General features: G+C 66.7%; 20 protein-coding genes. 6 read left to right on the forward strand and 14 right to left on the reverse strand.

Annotated elements, in window-relative coordinates; genetic code table 11:
• Window positions 1–480: 480 nt before the first annotated feature.
• The 4 genes from AB0I98_RS47355 to AB0I98_RS47370 all read right to left on the reverse strand — a co-directional run bounded on the left by AB0I98_RS47355 (window position 481) and on the right by AB0I98_RS47370 (window position 2,363).
• A complete protein-coding gene (locus AB0I98_RS47355; protein WP_362952326.1) occupies window positions 481–1,137 on the reverse strand; it encodes a class I SAM-dependent methyltransferase in 657 nt (218 codons plus the stop codon).
• Between the two features lie 264 nt (window positions 1,138–1,401).
• Window positions 1,402–1,770, reverse strand: a complete 369-nt coding sequence (locus AB0I98_RS47360) for a DUF6233 domain-containing protein (RefSeq protein ID WP_362952328.1) — start codon at window positions 1,768–1,770, stop codon at window positions 1,402–1,404.
• A 126-nt stretch (window positions 1,771–1,896) separates the two neighbouring features.
• Entirely contained in the window at window positions 1,897–2,136 is a 240-nt protein-coding gene (locus tag AB0I98_RS47365; RefSeq protein WP_362952330.1) for a hypothetical protein, read from the reverse strand.
• Window positions 2,133–2,363, reverse strand: coding sequence for a hypothetical protein (locus AB0I98_RS47370; protein ID WP_362952332.1), 231 nt, complete (start codon window positions 2,361–2,363; stop codon window positions 2,133–2,135). Before AB0I98_RS47370 ends, AB0I98_RS47365 begins: the two co-directional genes overlap by 4 nt.
• Window positions 2,364–2,607: 244 nt before the next feature.
• Here AB0I98_RS47370 and AB0I98_RS47375 point away from each other — a divergent pair, with 244 nt between their 5' ends.
• Window positions 2,608–3,435, forward strand: coding sequence for a sulfite exporter TauE/SafE family protein (locus tag AB0I98_RS47375; protein WP_362952334.1), 828 nt, complete (start codon window positions 2,608–2,610; stop codon window positions 3,433–3,435).
• Between the two features lie 796 nt (window positions 3,436–4,231).
• Here the strand turns inward: AB0I98_RS47375 and AB0I98_RS47380 are convergent.
• Window positions 4,232–4,720: a hypothetical protein gene (locus tag AB0I98_RS47380; protein ID WP_362952336.1), complete on the reverse strand. Its 489-nt coding sequence runs from the start codon at window positions 4,718–4,720 to the stop codon at window positions 4,232–4,234.
• Between the two features lie 414 nt (window positions 4,721–5,134).
• On the opposite strand from AB0I98_RS47380, the gene AB0I98_RS47385 reads away from it, so the two are divergent.
• Complete coding sequence (locus AB0I98_RS47385; protein WP_362952338.1) at window positions 5,135–5,812, forward strand: hypothetical protein; 678 nt, start codon at window positions 5,135–5,137, stop codon at window positions 5,810–5,812.
• Between the two features lie 212 nt (window positions 5,813–6,024).
• Here the strand turns inward: AB0I98_RS47385 and AB0I98_RS47390 are convergent, their stop codons facing one another.
• Both AB0I98_RS47390 and AB0I98_RS47395 read right to left on the reverse strand, forming a co-directional pair.
• Window positions 6,025–7,428: an MFS transporter gene (locus AB0I98_RS47390; protein WP_362952340.1), complete on the reverse strand. Its 1,404-nt coding sequence runs from the start codon at window positions 7,426–7,428 to the stop codon at window positions 6,025–6,027.
• Window positions 7,429–7,802: 374 nt separating this feature from the next.
• On the reverse strand, window positions 7,803–7,976 hold the full coding sequence (locus tag AB0I98_RS47395; protein WP_362952342.1) for a hypothetical protein: 174 nt from the start codon (window positions 7,974–7,976) through the stop codon (window positions 7,803–7,805).
• A 173-nt stretch (window positions 7,977–8,149) separates the two neighbouring features.
• Here AB0I98_RS47395 and AB0I98_RS47400 point away from each other — a divergent pair, with 173 nt between their 5' ends.
• Window positions 8,150–8,917 carry an HNH endonuclease family protein gene (locus AB0I98_RS47400; protein ID WP_362952360.1) on the forward strand — a complete coding sequence of 256 codons (768 nt, stop codon included), beginning with the start codon at window positions 8,150–8,152 and terminating at the stop codon, window positions 8,915–8,917.
• Window positions 8,918–8,993: 76 nt separating this feature from the next.
• Here AB0I98_RS47400 and AB0I98_RS47405 read toward each other — a convergent pair whose 3' ends face one another.
• Window positions 8,994–9,593, reverse strand: a complete 600-nt coding sequence (locus AB0I98_RS47405; protein WP_362952344.1) for a DinB family protein — start codon at window positions 9,591–9,593, stop codon at window positions 8,994–8,996.
• 332 nt (window positions 9,594–9,925) lie between these two features.
• On the opposite strand from AB0I98_RS47405, the gene AB0I98_RS47410 reads away from it, so the two are divergent.
• Window positions 9,926–10,363 carry a VOC family protein gene (locus AB0I98_RS47410; RefSeq protein ID WP_362952346.1) on the forward strand — a complete coding sequence of 146 codons (438 nt, stop codon included), beginning with the start codon at window positions 9,926–9,928 and terminating at the stop codon, window positions 10,361–10,363.
• 49 nt (window positions 10,364–10,412) lie between these two features.
• On the opposite strand, the gene AB0I98_RS47415 is transcribed toward AB0I98_RS47410, so the two are convergent.
• Window positions 10,413–11,603 carry an IS110 family transposase gene (locus tag AB0I98_RS47415; protein ID WP_362952348.1) on the reverse strand — a complete coding sequence of 397 codons (1,191 nt, stop codon included), beginning with the start codon at window positions 11,601–11,603 and terminating at the stop codon, window positions 10,413–10,415.
• A 404-nt stretch (window positions 11,604–12,007) separates the two neighbouring features.
• On the opposite strand from AB0I98_RS47415, the gene AB0I98_RS47420 reads away from it, so the two are divergent.
• Both AB0I98_RS47420 and AB0I98_RS47425 read left to right on the forward strand, forming a co-directional pair.
• Complete coding sequence (locus AB0I98_RS47420; protein ID WP_037886894.1) at window positions 12,008–12,253, forward strand: hypothetical protein; 246 nt, start codon at window positions 12,008–12,010, stop codon at window positions 12,251–12,253.
• 64 nt (window positions 12,254–12,317) lie between these two features.
• The gene (locus AB0I98_RS47425) at window positions 12,318–12,674 is read left to right on the forward strand and encodes a hypothetical protein (protein ID WP_362952350.1); all 357 of its coding nucleotides are present in this window, start codon (window positions 12,318–12,320) and stop codon (window positions 12,672–12,674) included.
• A 798-nt stretch (window positions 12,675–13,472) separates the two neighbouring features.
• Here AB0I98_RS47425 and AB0I98_RS47430 read toward each other — a convergent pair.
• From AB0I98_RS47430 to AB0I98_RS47450, 5 genes are all read right to left on the reverse strand, one after another.
• Complete coding sequence (locus AB0I98_RS47430) at window positions 13,473–14,111, reverse strand: HNH endonuclease family protein (protein ID WP_362952362.1); 639 nt, start codon at window positions 14,109–14,111, stop codon at window positions 13,473–13,475.
• A 328-nt stretch (window positions 14,112–14,439) separates the two neighbouring features.
• Window positions 14,440–15,150, reverse strand: coding sequence for a hypothetical protein (locus tag AB0I98_RS47435; RefSeq protein ID WP_362952352.1), 711 nt, complete (start codon window positions 15,148–15,150; stop codon window positions 14,440–14,442).
• 7 nt (window positions 15,151–15,157) lie between these two features.
• Window positions 15,158–15,703, reverse strand: a complete 546-nt coding sequence (locus AB0I98_RS47440; RefSeq protein ID WP_362952354.1) for a sigma-70 family RNA polymerase sigma factor — start codon at window positions 15,701–15,703, stop codon at window positions 15,158–15,160.
• 35 nt (window positions 15,704–15,738) lie between these two features.
• A complete protein-coding gene (locus tag AB0I98_RS47445; RefSeq protein WP_362952356.1) occupies window positions 15,739–15,939 on the reverse strand; it encodes a hypothetical protein in 201 nt (66 codons plus the stop codon).
• 706 nt (window positions 15,940–16,645) lie between these two features.
• Window positions 16,646–16,828, reverse strand: coding sequence for a hypothetical protein (locus AB0I98_RS47450; protein WP_362952358.1), 183 nt, complete (start codon window positions 16,826–16,828; stop codon window positions 16,646–16,648).
• Window positions 16,829–16,949: the final 121 nt, after the last annotated feature.

The raw sequence follows: 16,949 nt of genomic DNA on the forward strand, positions 1-16,949 counted from the left end.
GCATTGATCACTCGCCGAGGTTGACGTATCTCCCTTCTGTCATCCGCTCATGCGGAGAGGCTTTGCAGGTCGCACCAGTGGTGGTGGGTCTTGCCGCTGTCGATACCGGCCCAGATCCGGTTCATGGCGCTCCAGACGTCGTGCGGGGCGGTTGGTGCCACGGACGACCTCGCCGGCATGGCCTTACGCAGCGATCTTGCTCGCACTTCCCAATCTGGCGGCCGGGTCGTCGTGGGGCGCCGGGCGGCCAAGCCACCGCAGCCACGGACGGCAGCCAACTAAAAGCCACACTCGACACCCCTGGGCGGCCCAACCCTACGAATGGCTCGACCATCCCGTCCCAGGAACGTAAGGCCAACTATCTCTGAGCAGAATGTCCAACCACCCTTGAGCGCAGGCTGCTCACCAGCGGACTTTCCAGCGTCTCCGGCCACCTAGGTTGAGCTGCGAGGACTGGATTGAGTGAGACGGAGAGTCTGCTCAACGGTGGTGCCATACGAGCGTGTAGCGCCAGAACAGCCGACGGCGCAGTCGTGCGCCGGGCAGCACCGCTTGAGCCTCGCGGACGATGTCGGGAAAGCTCATGTCCGCTGGTCGCGTCAAGGCGGTCATCGAGACCGGACGAGGTGCTGTGTGGCCCTTGTTCTTGAGCCAGCCCGTGGCGGCGTTGAGTGGGATGGCTGCGGCTCCGAGCAGGTGGTCGCTGGGAGTCGTCGGGCGCGACAGCCCAAGAATCACAAGGGTTCCTCCGGGTGTCAGGTGCTGGCGGAAGGCGGTGAGGGCGTCGGTGAACGGCAGGTGGTGGATCGTTGCGACGCATGTGATGACGTCGTAGGAGCCGGCGGGGATTCCCGTCAGCGCGTCTGCGGTCGTGAAGGTGACGGCGGTTGCCGGAGAGGTCAGGTCCTGGGCCCGGGAGGTGATCTTCGGGTCGGAGTCGATGCCGTGCACCTTGTTGGCGCGCGTGGCCAAGAGCCTGGCCAGGACGCCACTGCCGGAGCCGACGTCCAGGGCACTGTCGAACCACCGGGGGAGCTGCCGCAGGATCCACGGGTGGTAGTGGGCGTTGTGGTCCCACGGGTGGGCGGCATTGAACTGGTCAAGCGCCCGCAGGACGCGGTGCGGCAGTGTCGTCATGCCGTCACTCCATCAAGACCCTGGTGCCTGCGTCACCTCAATGTCCAAAGGACTGGGTTCCCTGAGCAAATGCCTAGCCTTGGATGAGCACGGTCAGGTACATCCGCTTGTAGGTGACCGTTGTCTGCCACTCCGGCTCGTGGAACGGGACCCACGCCGCCATCACCGCCCGGTCCTCGGTCGGCCCGTTGAAGCAGCACCACAGCTCGCCCCGGTGTCAGCCGCCCCCGGCGCGCACCTCGATGTCACCCGAGTTCGTTCCGGCTACGCCAACGGCCCGAGAGCGACATCCGCCCCGCACTCGGAACAAGGCACAGCGCCGGGGCGGCGCAGTACCTCAAGCGCGGCAGATACATCCAGCTCTTGAGCTTCCGGGGCTGCCTCTTCGCAGTCCCAGACGTGCACGACGTACGAGGCGGGACGGCCGCCGGCGGCCGGAGTCCGCTGGATCTTCCACGCCCACCGGTCGGCCGCCTGAGCTGTCGGCTCCTCGCGGCGCAGCGGGTAGGTGGGGACGGCGTCGTACCGGACGCCGTCGATAGGGCGTGCCTGGCCAGGGGTGAGCCAAACCCGGTATTCACGTGGTTCGACGGTCTCAGTGTCGGGGTCGTCGGCCCACATCGGCAGCGCCACCCAATACATCCACCCGGCCTTGGCGAACTGCCCTCGCGCGTGTAGCCGACCCCGGAGTTCCTGCCCATCGGGCAGGATCACCCGAACCTCTGGGGGTGGCCGTTCAGCGGAAGGCATGCGGACCCACTAGCTCTCGGACCGGTGACCGCCGTCCGATTCCGTCGCGATGAGGCGCCCCTGCTCCCACGCTATGAGCAGGCGTTCGTTCCCGTCAGCGTCGTCGGTCAGCCGGATGACGACGTACTCGCCGCTGCCGTAGAGCCCAACCCAGTCCCGCCAGGTTCGACGGGCGGTCGCACCGTCAGCCCACTGTCCGGTGACTGCCGGACCGTCGGCACCGAACTGGAGGCGGACCAGGTGTGTCACGGCAGCCGTACCAGGGCACGGGCCTGGCGGCGCAGTTCCACTCGCGCGCCGGGCAACCGGCCGGGGCCGGACCAGTACGGATGAAACAGCAGCTGACCAGACAGAGCGTGTAGCCGGCGGCGCAGCGCGGTGGTGTGCACCGGGCGCGGCGCGGCGAGCGCCGCGTAGGTGCGCTGCCAGTCCGCCTGGAGCTGGATCAGGTCGGAGGGGAAGGGGGCGTGCTCCATGCAAGCTATTAGGCCACATGTTCGATTTTCTGGCCAAGTTACTCCGCGTGCCCGTGACGTCAGTTTGTGACTGAGTGCTCCAGTTGGCCACTGAGCGCGATAGTTGGCCGTACTGAGCGCCGCAGTTCGCCGCACGCGATGCTTCAGAGGACCGAACGAACCCCGAGTGCGTTCCTGGTGCCTTCCCTCGAAACTGGGGATGGGCCGTAGCGGCCCGGAACGGCCGCCAGCGAAGATGCCCGCTATGGTCACCGACAAGGACCTCGCTCCCGCACATCCGACGCACTCGACGGCCTTGGCGTTCGGTGCGGGAGCGGCCATCGGCGTGCTGGGCGGGATGATCGGCTTGGGTGGCGCGGAGTTCCGGCTGCCGCTGCTGATCAGCCTGTTCGGATTCGCGGCGCTGTCGGCTGTCATCCTGAACAAGGCGATGAGCCTGGTCGTCGTGATCACCGCTCTCCCTGCCAGGCTGGCCGCTGTGTCCTTCACGGACCTGGGCGCCCACTGGACAGTTGCGATCAACCTGTTGGCCGGGAGCCTGCTGGGAGCGTGGGTGGGCGCCTCGTGGGCCGTGCGGATGCGCTCGGCCACTCTCTGCAAGGTCCTCGCACTCCTGATGGTCGGCATGGCCGCCGCGCTCGTGCTCACCCACACCACCTCACTGGGATCACTCGCTCTGCCGGGCGCGGTGCAGGCGGCGGCCGGCGTGGCCGCCGGGTTCGGCATCGGGGTCGTCGCAGCCATCATGGGTGTGGCGGGTGGCGAGCTGCTGATCCCTACGATCGTTCTGCTGTACGGCGTCGACATCAAGATCGCAGGAAGTCTGTCCCTGCTGGTGTCCCTGCCCACCATGCTCGTCGCGTTCGCCCGCTACAGCCGCGACGGCAGCTTCGCCGTCCTTGGCGCCAACCTGCGTTTCACCGCGCTCATGGCCGCAGGTTCGATCATTGGGGCACTGCTCGGCGGACTCCTCCTCGGCGTGATCCCCGACGTGGCCCTCATCCCCGTGCTTGCCATCATCTTGCTGATCTCAGCGGTCAAGGTAGCCCGCCATGCCACCCCGACCGCATGACCGCTCAGCCTGGCCACTGAGTGTGCTGCCTGTCCAAGCGGTGCACAGGGGTGGCACCGCTTGCTCTTGCTGCGGACGCCCGCCGGTGCGCACGACCACTGGCCCAGCCCTCACCTTCTCGAACGAGTGATGATCGGTGTCCGCGGTGCCCCGGAGTGGCATGGATCAGGCGATTCCGGCGAAGGGAGCACTGCTGTGGGAATGTTCGAGAATCCTTCTCAGGCGCTTGGCCAGGTCCGCGATGGAGCGCATACCGCCCTCGGCGGCGGCGTGAGATACAAGATCGTCACCGCAAAGGGCACACGCAGGGTCGAGGCGAAGGCCCCGGACGGGTACTTCGTCACGGGTGGCGGCTGGTACGGCGAGGACCTCGGGTACAGCCCAGGCGCCAAGGGCAGTTACCCGTCTTCGGACGGGAAGGGCTGGACGGTGGAAAGCCTGGCCTCATTGGACAAACCGGCCCCAGGCCCAACGGGCCCAGCGGATCCGAGGGGCAAACGGACTTCATCAGATGTGGAGTTCACCGTGTATGCGGTGTGCGTCCAGGGGGAACGCGCGACGGACTAACGCGACATGCGGGCCCAGGAGTTCAGCCTCGACAGGGTACTCCTGGCCTTCTCGGTGGGCAGGTGGGAGGAGTTGCTCCTCCAGACCGATACCGGAAGTTCGGCGTTCAGGCGCGTGGCCAACACTGATGCTCGGAGTGGCCAACCAGCGTGCTCAGTCACAGCAGCTGTGACTGAGCGCCTTACCTGGCCACTGGGTGGTTCGGTTGCCACTGAGAATGTGCGCCCGGTCAGGGAGCGTCTGACGTCTCCTTGAGGCGCCCGTCGTTGAAGCGCGTCCATCGGGTGTCGTCTTGGTCGGTGAAAGAGAAGGTGATGGGCACGGCGCTCACGCTGCCGTCCGCCAGCCCCAGGCGCTCCACGTCGTCGACGCGCTCGATTGGGTAACGGATACCTGTCTCGGCCGGGATCATGTTGCTCAGTGGAATCACGGCACCGCCCTCTCGGGGCAGGTGGACCACATAAATCGGACCGTCACTCTTGTTTTCGATGACGTACTCCACCGTTCTGACAGAGGTGCCCGGCATGTATCCCTCCTTTGGGACAGCATGGCCGTGTACGCGGCGCGCCTGGGCGCGGCGTTGTCGGATCCGGTCTTGCCACCACAGGTGCAAGCCGAGTAGCAACGCCCCCACGGTGCCAACCGCAGCAAAGGCCGTCGAATAGGCGCTCAGCCAGTCTGCCGACGTGGGACCACTGTCGACGGGAACTCCGGGCATGGACGCACGATAGGCGCGGCCACCTCTGCCAGCCGGGACGCCCGCCGCTGCGAACGGGCATGCGGACGGGCTCTCACCCTTTCCGCCTACCAGGCCGTTCATTGCCTGCCGAGGAACACTTCGACCGGGCCAGGCCGAGTGGCCAACTGGGATGCTCAGCCGGCCAAGTAGGAGGCTCAGTCACAGGTGTGACTGAGCGCGCCAGTTGGCCAGTGAGCGCCTCAGTTGGCCGCCTCGTGCTCAGTTGCGCATCGATGCCAAGAGAGCGGGATACGGCGTTACTCCGCGCCTTCGAACAGTTCGCGCGGGCGGAGGAGTTCGCGGCCACGCTGCGGGAAGGGCTTCTTCAGGCCGCAGCTGTCTTCCGTTGCCGGGGGAACAGGGCCGGGACCGGTCCCGAAGGATCGGTGATAGATGCGTGTCATGACGTTCATACGGTTGCTCCTGGCCCGGCTGCGATCGAAGCGGGCGGTGCTTGGTCTCGGCCACCGCTGGGCTGAGTCCGGCAAGCTGAGTCTGGCCAGAGCCGCATTCCAACGGGTGCTGCAATCCCGGGACCCTTACCTTGCACGCAATGCCGCGTTGCAGCTGTGGGCCGTGCACGCCCAGCTCGGTGACTTGCGGCGATCACATCAGATGTATCAGGAAGCCCTCCGCTTCCAGGCAGCTGACAAGAAGGAGTCGCTTGGACGGGCCGCCATCAGCATCGGCAGCGCGCTCGGAGCGAATTACTCCTTCGCTGACGTTCCGGTACCCCGGGTGACAGAGAAGATCTATCCACTCATGATTCGGTCGGCCGACGAGGAGGTGTCAGCGGCCGCCGCGATCGGGTTCGGAATGATGCAGTGGGAACTGGCGAACAAGCTCTATGACAGGACCCGCTCCGACCAGGTGGCGGAGTCGTTCCAAATCGCCTTCGACACCCGGCATCCCGAATATGCCCCCACCGCAGCCCACTGGCTCGCGTTCTTCTACGATCAGATCGGCAAACCCGGACGGGGCCGTTCCGCCCTGCAGTGGCTTGTTGATTCGGGAGACCCCGAATACGCCGACGAAGCTGCTCACAGCCTTGAGCGTCTCGAACAGGGCTAGCCCTGGAGAGCGGCACTCCCAGCACAGCGGCCGAACCCGGCATCGTGCCAGACTTCATCAGAACCGACATCAGAACCATGAATGCGTCGCTACTCTGCGGCCAACTGTGATGCTCAAAGTGGCCAGCTGGCGGGTTGTGACCGCGCCTCCGTGACGGCTACGGCCGAGTCGCTGCGAGCCGCTTTCCTCGTCCAGGCAGGCCCTGGACGCTGTCAGCAGCGGCGGGTCTGGTAAGGCACGGGGGTGGGTTGCGGTTCGGGCGGTGTCGGGCACCGGCGCAAGGCGACGAGGAGGGTCAGCGCGATTCCGCCTGCCACCACGAAGAGCGTGGTGCTGATCCCGTCGGCGGTGGCGATTCGAAGCTGTTCACCGGAGAGGCCATCGAGGTCGGCAGTCGCTACCAGAACGAGGATGGCGAGGCCCACAGCGGCGCCCGCGCCTGAGCCGGTGGAGGCAACGCCGGAGGCGATGCCTTGTTGTCGGTCGGAGATTCCGGTGGCGGCGGCGATGAACATGGTGGTGAAGACCACCCCGTCGCCGACGCCGAGCGCCACGAGGCCGGGGATGAGTTCGATGTAGGTGCCGTTCGGCGAGATCGCGAGGCCGAGTGCGACCGCCCCGAGCGCACCGACGGCGAGGGCTGCGGCCAACGTGCGCCTGAGCCCGAACCGCGTCACGAGCTGGCCTGCGGTTGTCGAACCGGCCACCACCACTGCCGTGGGGATGAGGAAGCCGACGCCGGTCTGCAAAGCGTCGTAGCCCAGAACCTCCTGGAAGTAGATGGACAGGAAGTAGAGCACGGAGCCGAAGGTCGCCATGAACATGAACGCGATGACGACGCCGGTGATCAGGTTCGGGTTGGACAGCAGCCGGGGTGGCATGAGCGGGTCGTGGCTGCGCCGCTCGATGGTGACGAAAGCTCCCACCAGCAGGAGCCCCGCTACTGCGCTGACCAGGATGCCCGGCGAGAGCCAGCCCAATCCGGGGCCTTGCACGAGGGCGAACACGATGAGTGTGACACCGAGAGTGACGCTCAGCGCACCGGGTAGGTCGAACGTGCGGCCTTTCTCGCGTGCGCCGTCCCGGGGGATCACTACGAACGCAAGCAGCAGCGCAGGGCCGGCCAGGGCGACGTTGACGAGGAAGACCGCTTCCCAGCCGAACGCCTGTGTCAGAAGACCGCCGAGCAGCACGCCGATGACGAGTCCTGCCGCGCCTGCCCCTCCCCAGATGCCCAGTGCACGGTTGCGGGCGCGGCCTTCGACGAAGGTGGTGTTGATGAGTGCCAGGGTGGTGGGGAAGACGAGGGCTCCGCCGAGACCTTGGAATGCGCGGGCGGCGAGGAGCATTCCGGGGCCGGTCGCGAGTGCTCCCGCGAGCGCCGTCGCGGCATAGAGTGCCAGGCCGGTGGCCAGGATGCGGCGTCGCCCGATCAGGTCGGCAGCACGCCCGCCGAACAGCAGGAAGCCGGCCGAGGCAACTGCATAGGCACTGATGACCGACTGGAGCGTCCGCGCGGAATAGCCGAGGTCGCGTGCGATGTCGGGGAGTGCCACGACCACGATGTACTGGTCGAGCGAAACGATCAGCATGGCGAAGGACAGGAGCGCCAGCATCGCTGTCTCACGGTTCCAACCAAGGCTGCCGGGCGCAGATGATGGCTCTGTGGGTCGCACGGCAGCACTCCTGATGATCGGTCAAAGTCTGCGCTTACGGCCTGCCGGGAGATCTGATTCGGGGCGGGCGGGCCTCACCGAGAAGGACGGTTGCCAAGTCGCTTACAGCTCGCCCTCAATCCCGTCAACGACCCACGCTCGCCGGCGGCTACAGGTTCGATCTCTTGCGCGCCACCGGTGCACACCGGGGCGGTAGCGCCGTCGGCTCCGGGCAGCCACATCCCGGCATACCGGGGCGCGGCCGCGGCGCCGCGCCCGGCGGCAGCCACCCTCACGCGGCGGCCGCGCAGCAGACCGTGCCCGTCGCCCACCCCCTACGACACCGCGGAGATCACCCGCCATCGCACCTCGGCACTCTGCCACGGGCCGACGGACAGCAGGATCGATCCGCTGCGCCACATCGGGTAGCACGCTAGTTGGTTGTGACCGCGCTGACGTGAGTCCTCGTGCCAATTACGTAGCGCGGAGCCGTCAATGTCCGTAGTCATCACGCAACCGCGGCCACAACCAGCTGGCGTGCTCAGTCACACCAGATGTGACTTAGCACGCTAATTGACCATTGAGCGCGACAGTTGGCCGACTTGACGAGCCACTCCCACCGGGTTGATCGTTCCTGCGGTGAAAGCTGGCGCCCACCTGGGTGAGGACCCGGTCGGTCGTGCTGCGAATTGCAGTCCGCTGCGGCTACACCCGGTGTGTGATCAAGAACCTGCTGCGCGCTCTGTCCGCGCTCGCCCTGTCCGTCCTTCCGCTGGCCGCCCACACCTCCGTCCATGCGCAACCGGCTGGCCGGCCCGCCCCGGTCAGCCCGGCTGCCGTGGCCTCGAAGGTGGTCGCCCCGTTCGCAGGGACGGATGTTCCGCTGTTTCAGGCGCTGGCCTGGATCGGGGAGGCTGAGGAACCGGAACCGCGGACCGGCTACAGGCGCGCAGAGTTCAAGCACTGGAACAAGGGGCTGAACGCCACCGACGGCTGTGATACCCGCAGGGAGGTCATCCTTGCCGAGGCGAAGTTGGCTCCGGAAGTCGGGCCGAAGTGCGCGCTGACAGGCGGGCGGTGGTGGTCGGAGTACGACCAGGTGTGGATCACTGAAGCGGCTGCGCTCGACGTCGACCACATGGTCCCGCTCGCCGAGGCGTGGGATTCCGGGGCGGATACCTGGACGGCGACGCGGCGTGAGGCGTACGCCAACGACCAGGGCACGCCGAACAGCCTGATCGCGGTCTCCGGCACGTCCAACCGGTCCAAGGCGGACAAGGACCCGGCGGACTGGCGGCCCGTGCCGGCGTACCGGTGCACGTATGCCGCGGAATGGGTGGCGGCCAAGCTCCGCTGGAGGCTGACGGCGGACGTCGCCGAGCGGGACGCGTTGAACCGCCTCGCTGAGACATGCCCGACCACCACCGTCACCTACAAGCAGGTCCCCTAGCCACGCCGACGTCGTACCGCGCCTGAGCACGCGAGCGGCCAACTGAGCCGATGGGATCGGCAGCAGCAGGGCGGGATCAGCCGTTGCCTACTTCCCGCGCCACGCGCTCCAGCCGGCGCCGATGGCTCTCCCACCATCCCTGATCGCCTGGCGGCAGGTTGTCGTTGCCCTTCAAATACCCGACGCTTCCATCGATGAGCTCTCGCACGATGTCGGCATGGCCAGCGTGACGCTGAGTATCAGAGATCACGCGCACCAGGATGTGGTGCAGCGTCACCTCTCGCCGTTTCTCGGGCCACCACGGGACGTGACCGATCGCGTCAAGTGTCAGCGTCGCGATCGTGCTGTTGGAGTGCTCCCACGCCTGGTGATACAGCCCAACGATGTCTTCGCGTGACTCGTCTGCAGTGGCCCACATGTCCGAGTTGAGTTCTGCGTCCTCCGTATACCACCAGGTCGGCGGCTCCTCGTCGAAGAACGGCCGCCCGAATGTGTCACCGAAGTACCCCAACTCCACGCTGGCGATGTGTTTGACCAGCCCTAACAGGTTCGTGCCCGTCGGAGTCAGCGGGCGGCGGATGTCGTACTCCGAGAGCCCATCGAGCTTCCACAACAGGGCGTCACGCCCGTCCTGCAGGTATCGGAGAAGGTCCGCTTTCGGATTCGCTTCGATCATGCGGGGCAGTCTTCCACCCAGCACTGACAGCCGGGCTCCACAGGACAACACGGACGCCGCTCCAGATGAGTGCCTCGCGACACCGAAGGCCCCCGAGGCGGTTGGCTAACAGCACTCCGTCTGACGACTGAGGACCGGCCCCCAACCGCCACTGAGCACAGGGTGGCCAACTGAAGCGCACACTGGCCAACTGAAGCGCTAAGTCACACAGTTGTTGTCCTGTGCCATCGATTCCTAATGCCGTTCGTCAAGCCGCGGGGTATGCGCGAGGCGGCGGCAAGGATGTGTCGGAGGTGCGCGGTACAGTCCGTTCCTCCGACTGGGGAGGGCTCATGGCGACCAAGTGGAGCTTGACGATCGACTGCGCGTACCCGGCGAAGCTGGCCGCGTTCTGGGCGCTGGCGCTGGGCTATGCGGAGAAGCCAGCGCCCGCAGGGTTCGGAAGCTGGGAGGAGTGGTTCTCGCATCATGAGGTTCCGGAGGACGAGTGGGATGACGGGGCGTACCTCTCGGATCCGGACGGCGCAGGCCCCACCTTGTCTTTCTTGAAGGTGCCGGAGCCGAAGGTGGTGAAGAACCGGCTGCACATTGACGTGCAAGTCGGTGGCGGCCGTGAAACACCGTGGGAGGTGCGCTGGCCGCGCGTGGTCGAGGCGGTGGAGCGGTTGACTGCTGCGGGCGCGACCGTGGTCCGCGAGGACGAGTTGCAGGGCAGGCCGGATCACGTGGTGATGGCAGACCCGGAAGGTAACGAGTTTTGCTTGGTCTGAAGGGGGCCGTCAGACTGACTGGCCCGCGTGCAGCGGGTCGCGTTCTTTCCTACGCGGCAGCCCTTGCCGGCGGAGCTGGCTCGTAGCACCGGCCGTCACGCAGGAGGGCCCACAGGACATTGACGCGCCGACGAGCGAGGGCCAGAACGGCCTGGGTATGGCGCTTTCCTTCGGCGCGTTTGCGATCGTAGAAACGACGGGATTCCTCGCAGTGGCGGATGCTGAACAATGCCGAGGTGTAGAAGACCCGTTGGAGTCGGCGGTTGTATCGCTGCGGGCGCCGCAGGTTCCCGCTGATCTTGCCCGAGTCGCGCGGGACCGGAGCGACACTTCCGAAGCCGGCGAGGCGGTCGGGAGTGCCGAAGACGTTCATGTCGCCGCCGGTGGCCGCCAGGAACTCTGCGCCGAGGATGGTGCCCAGGCCCGGCATGCTGGTGATCACTTCGAAGGTGTGGTGGTCGCGAAACCGGGCCTCGATGAGCTTGTCCAGCTCAGCGACCTGCTGGTTGAGGGCCATCACCTCCTTCGCCAGTGTGTGCACCAGCTGCGCGGTCAGCTTCTCGCCGGGCAGGCTGGTGTGCTGGCGCTCGGCGGCCTCTACGGCCGTCTCAGCGAGGTGGCCGGCCCTGCGGACCTTGCGGTTGCGCAGCCAGGTCTCCAGCCGCTTGGCGCCGAGCCTGCGTATAGCAGCCGAAGTCTGGTAGCCGGTCAAGAGGGTGAGCGGGCCCGTGTTGGTGAGGTCCAGCGCACACTCCAGGCCGGGGAAGATGCCGGTGAGCTGGGCGCGGAGGCGGTTGACCGTGCGGGTGCGGTCGGCGACGAGGTCCATGCGACGGCCGGTGAGGATCTTGAGGTCGATGGCGGTCTCGTCACCGGCGCGTAAAGGGTGCAGGTCCCGTCGGACGCGAACCTGGTCGGCGATGACCGCTGCGTCCTTAGCATCGGTCTTGCCCTCACCGCGGTAGCTTTCGGAAGCACGGTGGATGGTTCGGCCGGAGATGTAGTGGACGGGCTGGTCGTGGTTGAGGAGGATCGCGATGGCCAGGGCGGCTCCGCCGTCTGCCAGGTCGATGCCCCAGCTCACCTCGTCGCCCAGGGCCAGGACAGCGGCGAGGAGTTCGAGCAGCTCGGTCTCGTCATTGGCGACGCGTCGGGACAGCAGCCGACGGCCGCTCTCATCGATCGCGACACAGTGGTGGTGGGTCTTGCCTGCGTCGATGCCAGCCCAGATCGCGGCCAAGTTGTGCCTCCGTGCGGTGTACTGCTGGTGCCTCCCGACGGACGACCTCGCTGTCGATTCCCTACGGAGCGATCATTCGCAATTCCTAATTGGCAGCCGAGTCGTCGTGGGGCGCCGGGCGGCCAATCGATGCCAGCCACAAGCGGCAGAAGGTTGAAATCCACACCCGACGCCCCTGGGTGGGCCAACCATACGAAGGGTTCGCCCGGTCCCGAAGAAGAAGGTAGGGAAGGTTGAGCGCGTGCCATCGAACCTTGACCGACGATCGCTTGTGTCATCGAAGATTGGTCGCGCCGGTCAGGGGCTGGCCTTGAAGAAGCCGGTCGGCTGCGTGCTTCGGGATCGGCTGTGAGGGTTAAGCGCCCACGAACAAAAGCACGCTGCTGACCTGGCACGATGCCTGCATGGAAACTGGTTTCCCGTGGGGGTCTACACCGACTGTCGATCTTCGCCTCTGGCGTGCCGACGCCATCGTGCTGTTCGACTGGCTGATGAGCACCGACCTGAACGCTGTGCCGATCACGCACCCAGCTCAGAAGCAAGCCCTTACGGACCTCTTGGCCCGCCTGGAGGAGGTGGACGTCACCGAGTCGACCGAGGAAGAGATTGCCGCAGCCCAGGACGAGGTGGCCAAGAACATGGGCTGGTAGGTGGGCGGAGGAGATACGGGCGAAACCGCCGCTTCCTCTCCCCGGAGCCTCCTACAGTGGCCTCATGAACATTCGCTGGGGTGGCTCGGTCTGGGAACTGATGCTGGTGAAGCGCGCGGTCGGGACAGCCCTGTCGCACTCGGCGAGCGGCGGGTACAGCACGCTCCTGCGCGACGGCGCCCGGAACTTGGTCGGCCACGCGGACCTGCTCAACGGGAGACGAGCCGTCGCCGGGCTTGTCGCGGTCTCCGCAGTGGCGGGCGGTGCGCTCACCGTCGCCACCATGAAGGTGACGCCGCACCTCAAGACGAAGTTCCGCTCCGCGGCCCAGGACACGGCAGAGCAGGCGGCAGAAGCCACCTCCGACGCCCCTGTTGAGGAGCCCGAAGCTCTCCAGGGGCCGCGGCTACGCGCTGTCTGACCATCGGGCGTATCTCCTCCAACGCCCTGATAGGGGTGCCGGTAGCGATCAACCTTCGGTGACACACGCTCAAGGTTCGATGACACGGGACAGTTGTGACTGAGTGCTCCAGTTGGCCGATGAGTACGAGAGTTGGCCAGTTGAGCAATACGGTTGGCCACCGATCCACTCCAATGAGGCACGGTCTATGGCTTTCCCGGCCTGGGATCGACCTTCGGTCGTAGCCTCTCCGCGCAGCACAAGGGTGGCTCCGGAGGATGTGTGTCTCAGCAGAGCAGAAGCGCGACCGACCAGGCTGCATTGTGGTCGGCGGCGCTTGCAGCAGTGATCACTCTGTCGCTGGGCGGAGGGCGTTACGACTGGCTCAGTTTCGCCGTGGGGACGGCGCTGGCGTTGCAAATAGCCGCTTTCTACCGCCCGACACCTCCAGGGCCGGGCAGCAGCTGGGATCGATGTACGGCGGCAGGAGGCTTCGGGGCCGTCAGCGGCCTCGTGACCGCAGTGATCTTGGCATGGCCGGTGCAGATGGTTGTCGGGACACCGCACAGCTGTCGCCAAGATCAAGTGGACCTCGACGACTGCGCCGGCGCTGCCGCTTACCCCTGGTTGGGTGTTGTGTGGCTCGCCGCAGCTGTAGTGCTGTCGGCCTGGCACTGGACAAGGATTGTCCCCCATACATCGCCGTCAATCTGAGCGACCAGCAATTTCGAGACGGCACGAGCCCACCCTGGTCACTGACAGGCGAGCGCCAGCTCTCGCGCTCATCGGACAGGCCCGCCGTGCGGCGGGCACTGACCCCTACCTGGCCATGGTGACCGTGATCGGAACGTCCGGGCAGTTGGCCAGCTCCTCGGCGAGCACCCTCTTCTCCACGGGGTCGACGGACTGGCCCCAGCGCGTCTTCACCGCCACCCAGTCGGTGTGGTACCCGCAGCTGTTCCCTGCGTACGGGGGCTGCCACTCGGCCGGGTCCTTCTTGCCCTTGGCCCTGTTGGACGCAGCCGTGACCGCGATGAGGGAACGCGGGTCACCGAGGTCGTTGGCGTACTCCTCGCGCTCCGTCGCAGTCCACGCGAACGCACCGCTCTCCCACGCCTCGCCGAGGGGAACGCGGTGGTCGATGTCGAGCCCTCGCGGCCCCTGCACGTAGGTGTCGTCGTATTCGCTGTACCACTCGCCGCCGCTCAGGGTGCAACGCGGACCTTGCTCCGGGGCGACGACGGCCTCGGATTTCAGGACCTCGGCGCGGGCATTGCAGCCGTCCCCGTCGGCGTCCACCCAGTGTTTGAAGGCGTCCCTGCTGTAGGGGCTGGTGTCTTCGGCTCGGACAGGCAGCGCCGCTAGTGCGTCTCGCACAGGCAGCGTGATGGTGTCGCCAGGAGCACCCGCGAGAGGGGGAGCGGCGGCATGTGCCTCGGCGGGAGCGAGCAGAACGATGAGGGAAGTGGCCACAAGGGCGGGGTGAGCGAAGCGCACGAGGAGTCCCTTCGAAGGTCACGAACAGGTCGTGACCTTCGTAGCTGTGTCCGCGCCCGACGCGCCCGCGGTTGAGTGGCAAGATCACTCGTGTGAGCGGTTAGTCGGACCGGGCCACTGTGCACTTCAGCTGGCCGCAGAGGTGGTTGTCGCCCTTGACCGGGGCGCTCGCTGTTGTGTCGCCTTTGGGTCGGCAGGTTCTGGTTGAGGATTGGTCGGCGTCCGCCTTCTGGGCGAGGTCCCGCCTCAGCGCGTGGTGCGGGACCTCGTGAGCCACCCGTACGGTCGCTCACCCCGCAGCGGCGAGTTCTGCCAGTCGGCCTGCCAGCGCGGGATCCAGATGCGGTACGAGTCCGTAGTCTTCGTCACAGCTCGTGTCGATGTCGTTTACTGCGTGGCGTAGCGCCGCACGGGGGCGTTCCGCGCGCCATGGCTTGAGCTCGTCGACACGGGGCCGGTACTGATCGGGTTCGGCATCAAGCCGCTCAACCTGCCTGGCCCAGTGCTCGGCGTCGCGTACTTCGCCGCGGCGCAGGTGCATGAGGTACAGGCAGTAGGCGGACGTGGCGCTGCCCGCTCCGGCAGCGAACTGCCACCAGAACTGGGCGCCTTCCTCCTGCTGAGCGAGGTCGAGCACGCAGGCGAAGATCAGTGCGCCGTCCGGTTCGATGCGGCGGCTATTTGCGAACCGGGACACGTAGGACGGCGCCTCGCGGTCCTGGACGACGATGCTGGCCAGGGCGTACAGGTCCTGCGCGGCTTTGACAGGGCGGGGTGTGCGGCGGTGGTCGCCCTCACGGAGGGGGCGGGCCACGGCGTTGTCGCCACAGCGGCGCCGGGCCAGCAGGCGCGGGAGCCTGAGTTCGAACAGGCTCTCCCAGCGCGAGCGTGCCACCTCCTTCGCGATGCGCCCGCGTGCCTTCGCCACGTCGTAGGTGTCGTACTGGCCGTCCAGGACGCGGGCGTCGGCGAGGGCCTCTTCAAGGGACTTCAGTCGCATCGGGTGGTCACTCCGAATCGTCGTAGTCCGCCGTCAGGTCGGCGGGCAGGTCAAGGTCTCTGGCCAGCTTCCGTTTGGCGTGGCGTGCCTGCGAGCGCACGGTCGCCGGGGTCACGCCCAGGATGTGGGCGGTGCGGTCGGTGGGATATCCGAGCACGTATAGCAGAACCATCACGTCGAACTGCCGCTCGGGAAGTCGGGAGATGGCCGCGTACAGGCCCAGCGAGCTCTCCATGTCCGCCAGTTGGTCGCGCACGGACTCCAGGGCGGCACGGTTGACGCGTGCGAACGCCGCCGTCTCTACCGTCGCCGGTGTGCGGCCCTGGAGCCGGAGTTCGTCGGAGATCCGCTCGCGCAGCAGGGCCCAGGCGTATGCCTCGTGGTTCTCGTCCTCCATCATGTCTGGCCAGTACAGGGCCAGGTCCATGAAGGTGGCGTGGACTAGTTCCCCGGCCGCGCGCTGCTCGCCGAGCTGGATGTGTGCGTATTCGAGGTAGGGCCGGTAGTAGAGGTTGTGGAACGCCCAGAAGGCCGTGGGCAGTTCAGTGGTCATCGTTCGGACGACGCGCTGGGGCTGGAATGGGCTGGTCACAGGCGGGCGCCCTTCTCCGATGCACTCTGCGCGACGTCCGACGCCCTGCCAGTGGTCCGGCGTTCCGCGAGGGACTCGGCTCCGATGCGGACGGTCGCACCCAGCAGGCGCCGGGTGAGCCTCCAGGCAGCGGGGGCGAACACGCGCAGCGCGGTGACCACCGAGAGGGTCAGCGCAATGCCGGCTACGTCATTCACGGCTATGAGGTCCTTATCGTCAGCGGTCGGTGCCGCCCTCCCCTGTCCGGGCACCGGAGAGCTGTTTGCGCTCTCGGGATCAGCAAACCGATCTGAGGGTGCGATCGTGCAACGAGCATCTGAGAATCTTTCGGAGCGTCAACTTTCGGTTACTCATTGCGAGTTCAACGATGAGCGACGATGCGCAACCCACCACTCCGAAGGTCACTCTGAGCAGCGCAAAGGCACTGGGTGTACACATGATTGGACCTCGCGTTCACCTCAGGCGCGAGCATCTTGTGATGCAGGTCACTTGCCGTCGCCTGCTACTTGATCGCGCCGGCCCAGTGCGGGTCCTCGCCGAGGAAGCTGTCGTCCTCCAGTCAGGCCTCGTCCATGCAGCTCATGATGAACACGACGTCCTTGCCGTCGGCCTTGACGATGGAGTACCCGGAGGTGAAGGTGCCGGTGCGCCCCGGCGCCAGGCAGCCGACCATCTGCGTGCGGTCGGATCCGGTCCGCGTCCGGCCCGTTCTGCGGAGCCCGCAGCCGCAGAACGCTCCGGAAGGGATCTTGCCCCTATCGCCGCCTACCGGGCAGTGATCGAGGCCGGGGCGCCACCCTCCTGAGATGCCACACCTGGCCCGTTCCCCTCCTGGGTGTGCGCGGGTGGGGAGTTCGGAGCGGTCGTGGTCGGCCAAGCACAAGGAACGGCAGTCACATCCCACTAGTTGGTCCCGGACTCGTACGACACCGAGCACAACCCCGCGCTCAGGACCTGCCCGTTGCGCGGGACGGCGGAGGAAGCGAGTTCCACCCACCGAAGCCGCATCACTGGCTCCCCCTCCTGGACATAGAAGGGGCGCGCGGCGGCGACGACGGCGTGCGCGGGCTCGTGGATGGGGCTCAACCGCGCGGATCATGCCCGCGGCCCTGACGACCGCAAGCGAAATGGTCCGTCCCGTATCGAGGAGTGCGGGACGGACCATCGGGTGTGGGTCAGCAGTCGCGGCTCGTCGCCGAGTTGGGAT

Source organism: Streptomyces sp. NPDC050211, assembly GCF_040656035.1.
Classification (GTDB): Bacteria; Actinomycetota; Actinomycetes; order Streptomycetales; family Streptomycetaceae; genus Streptomyces.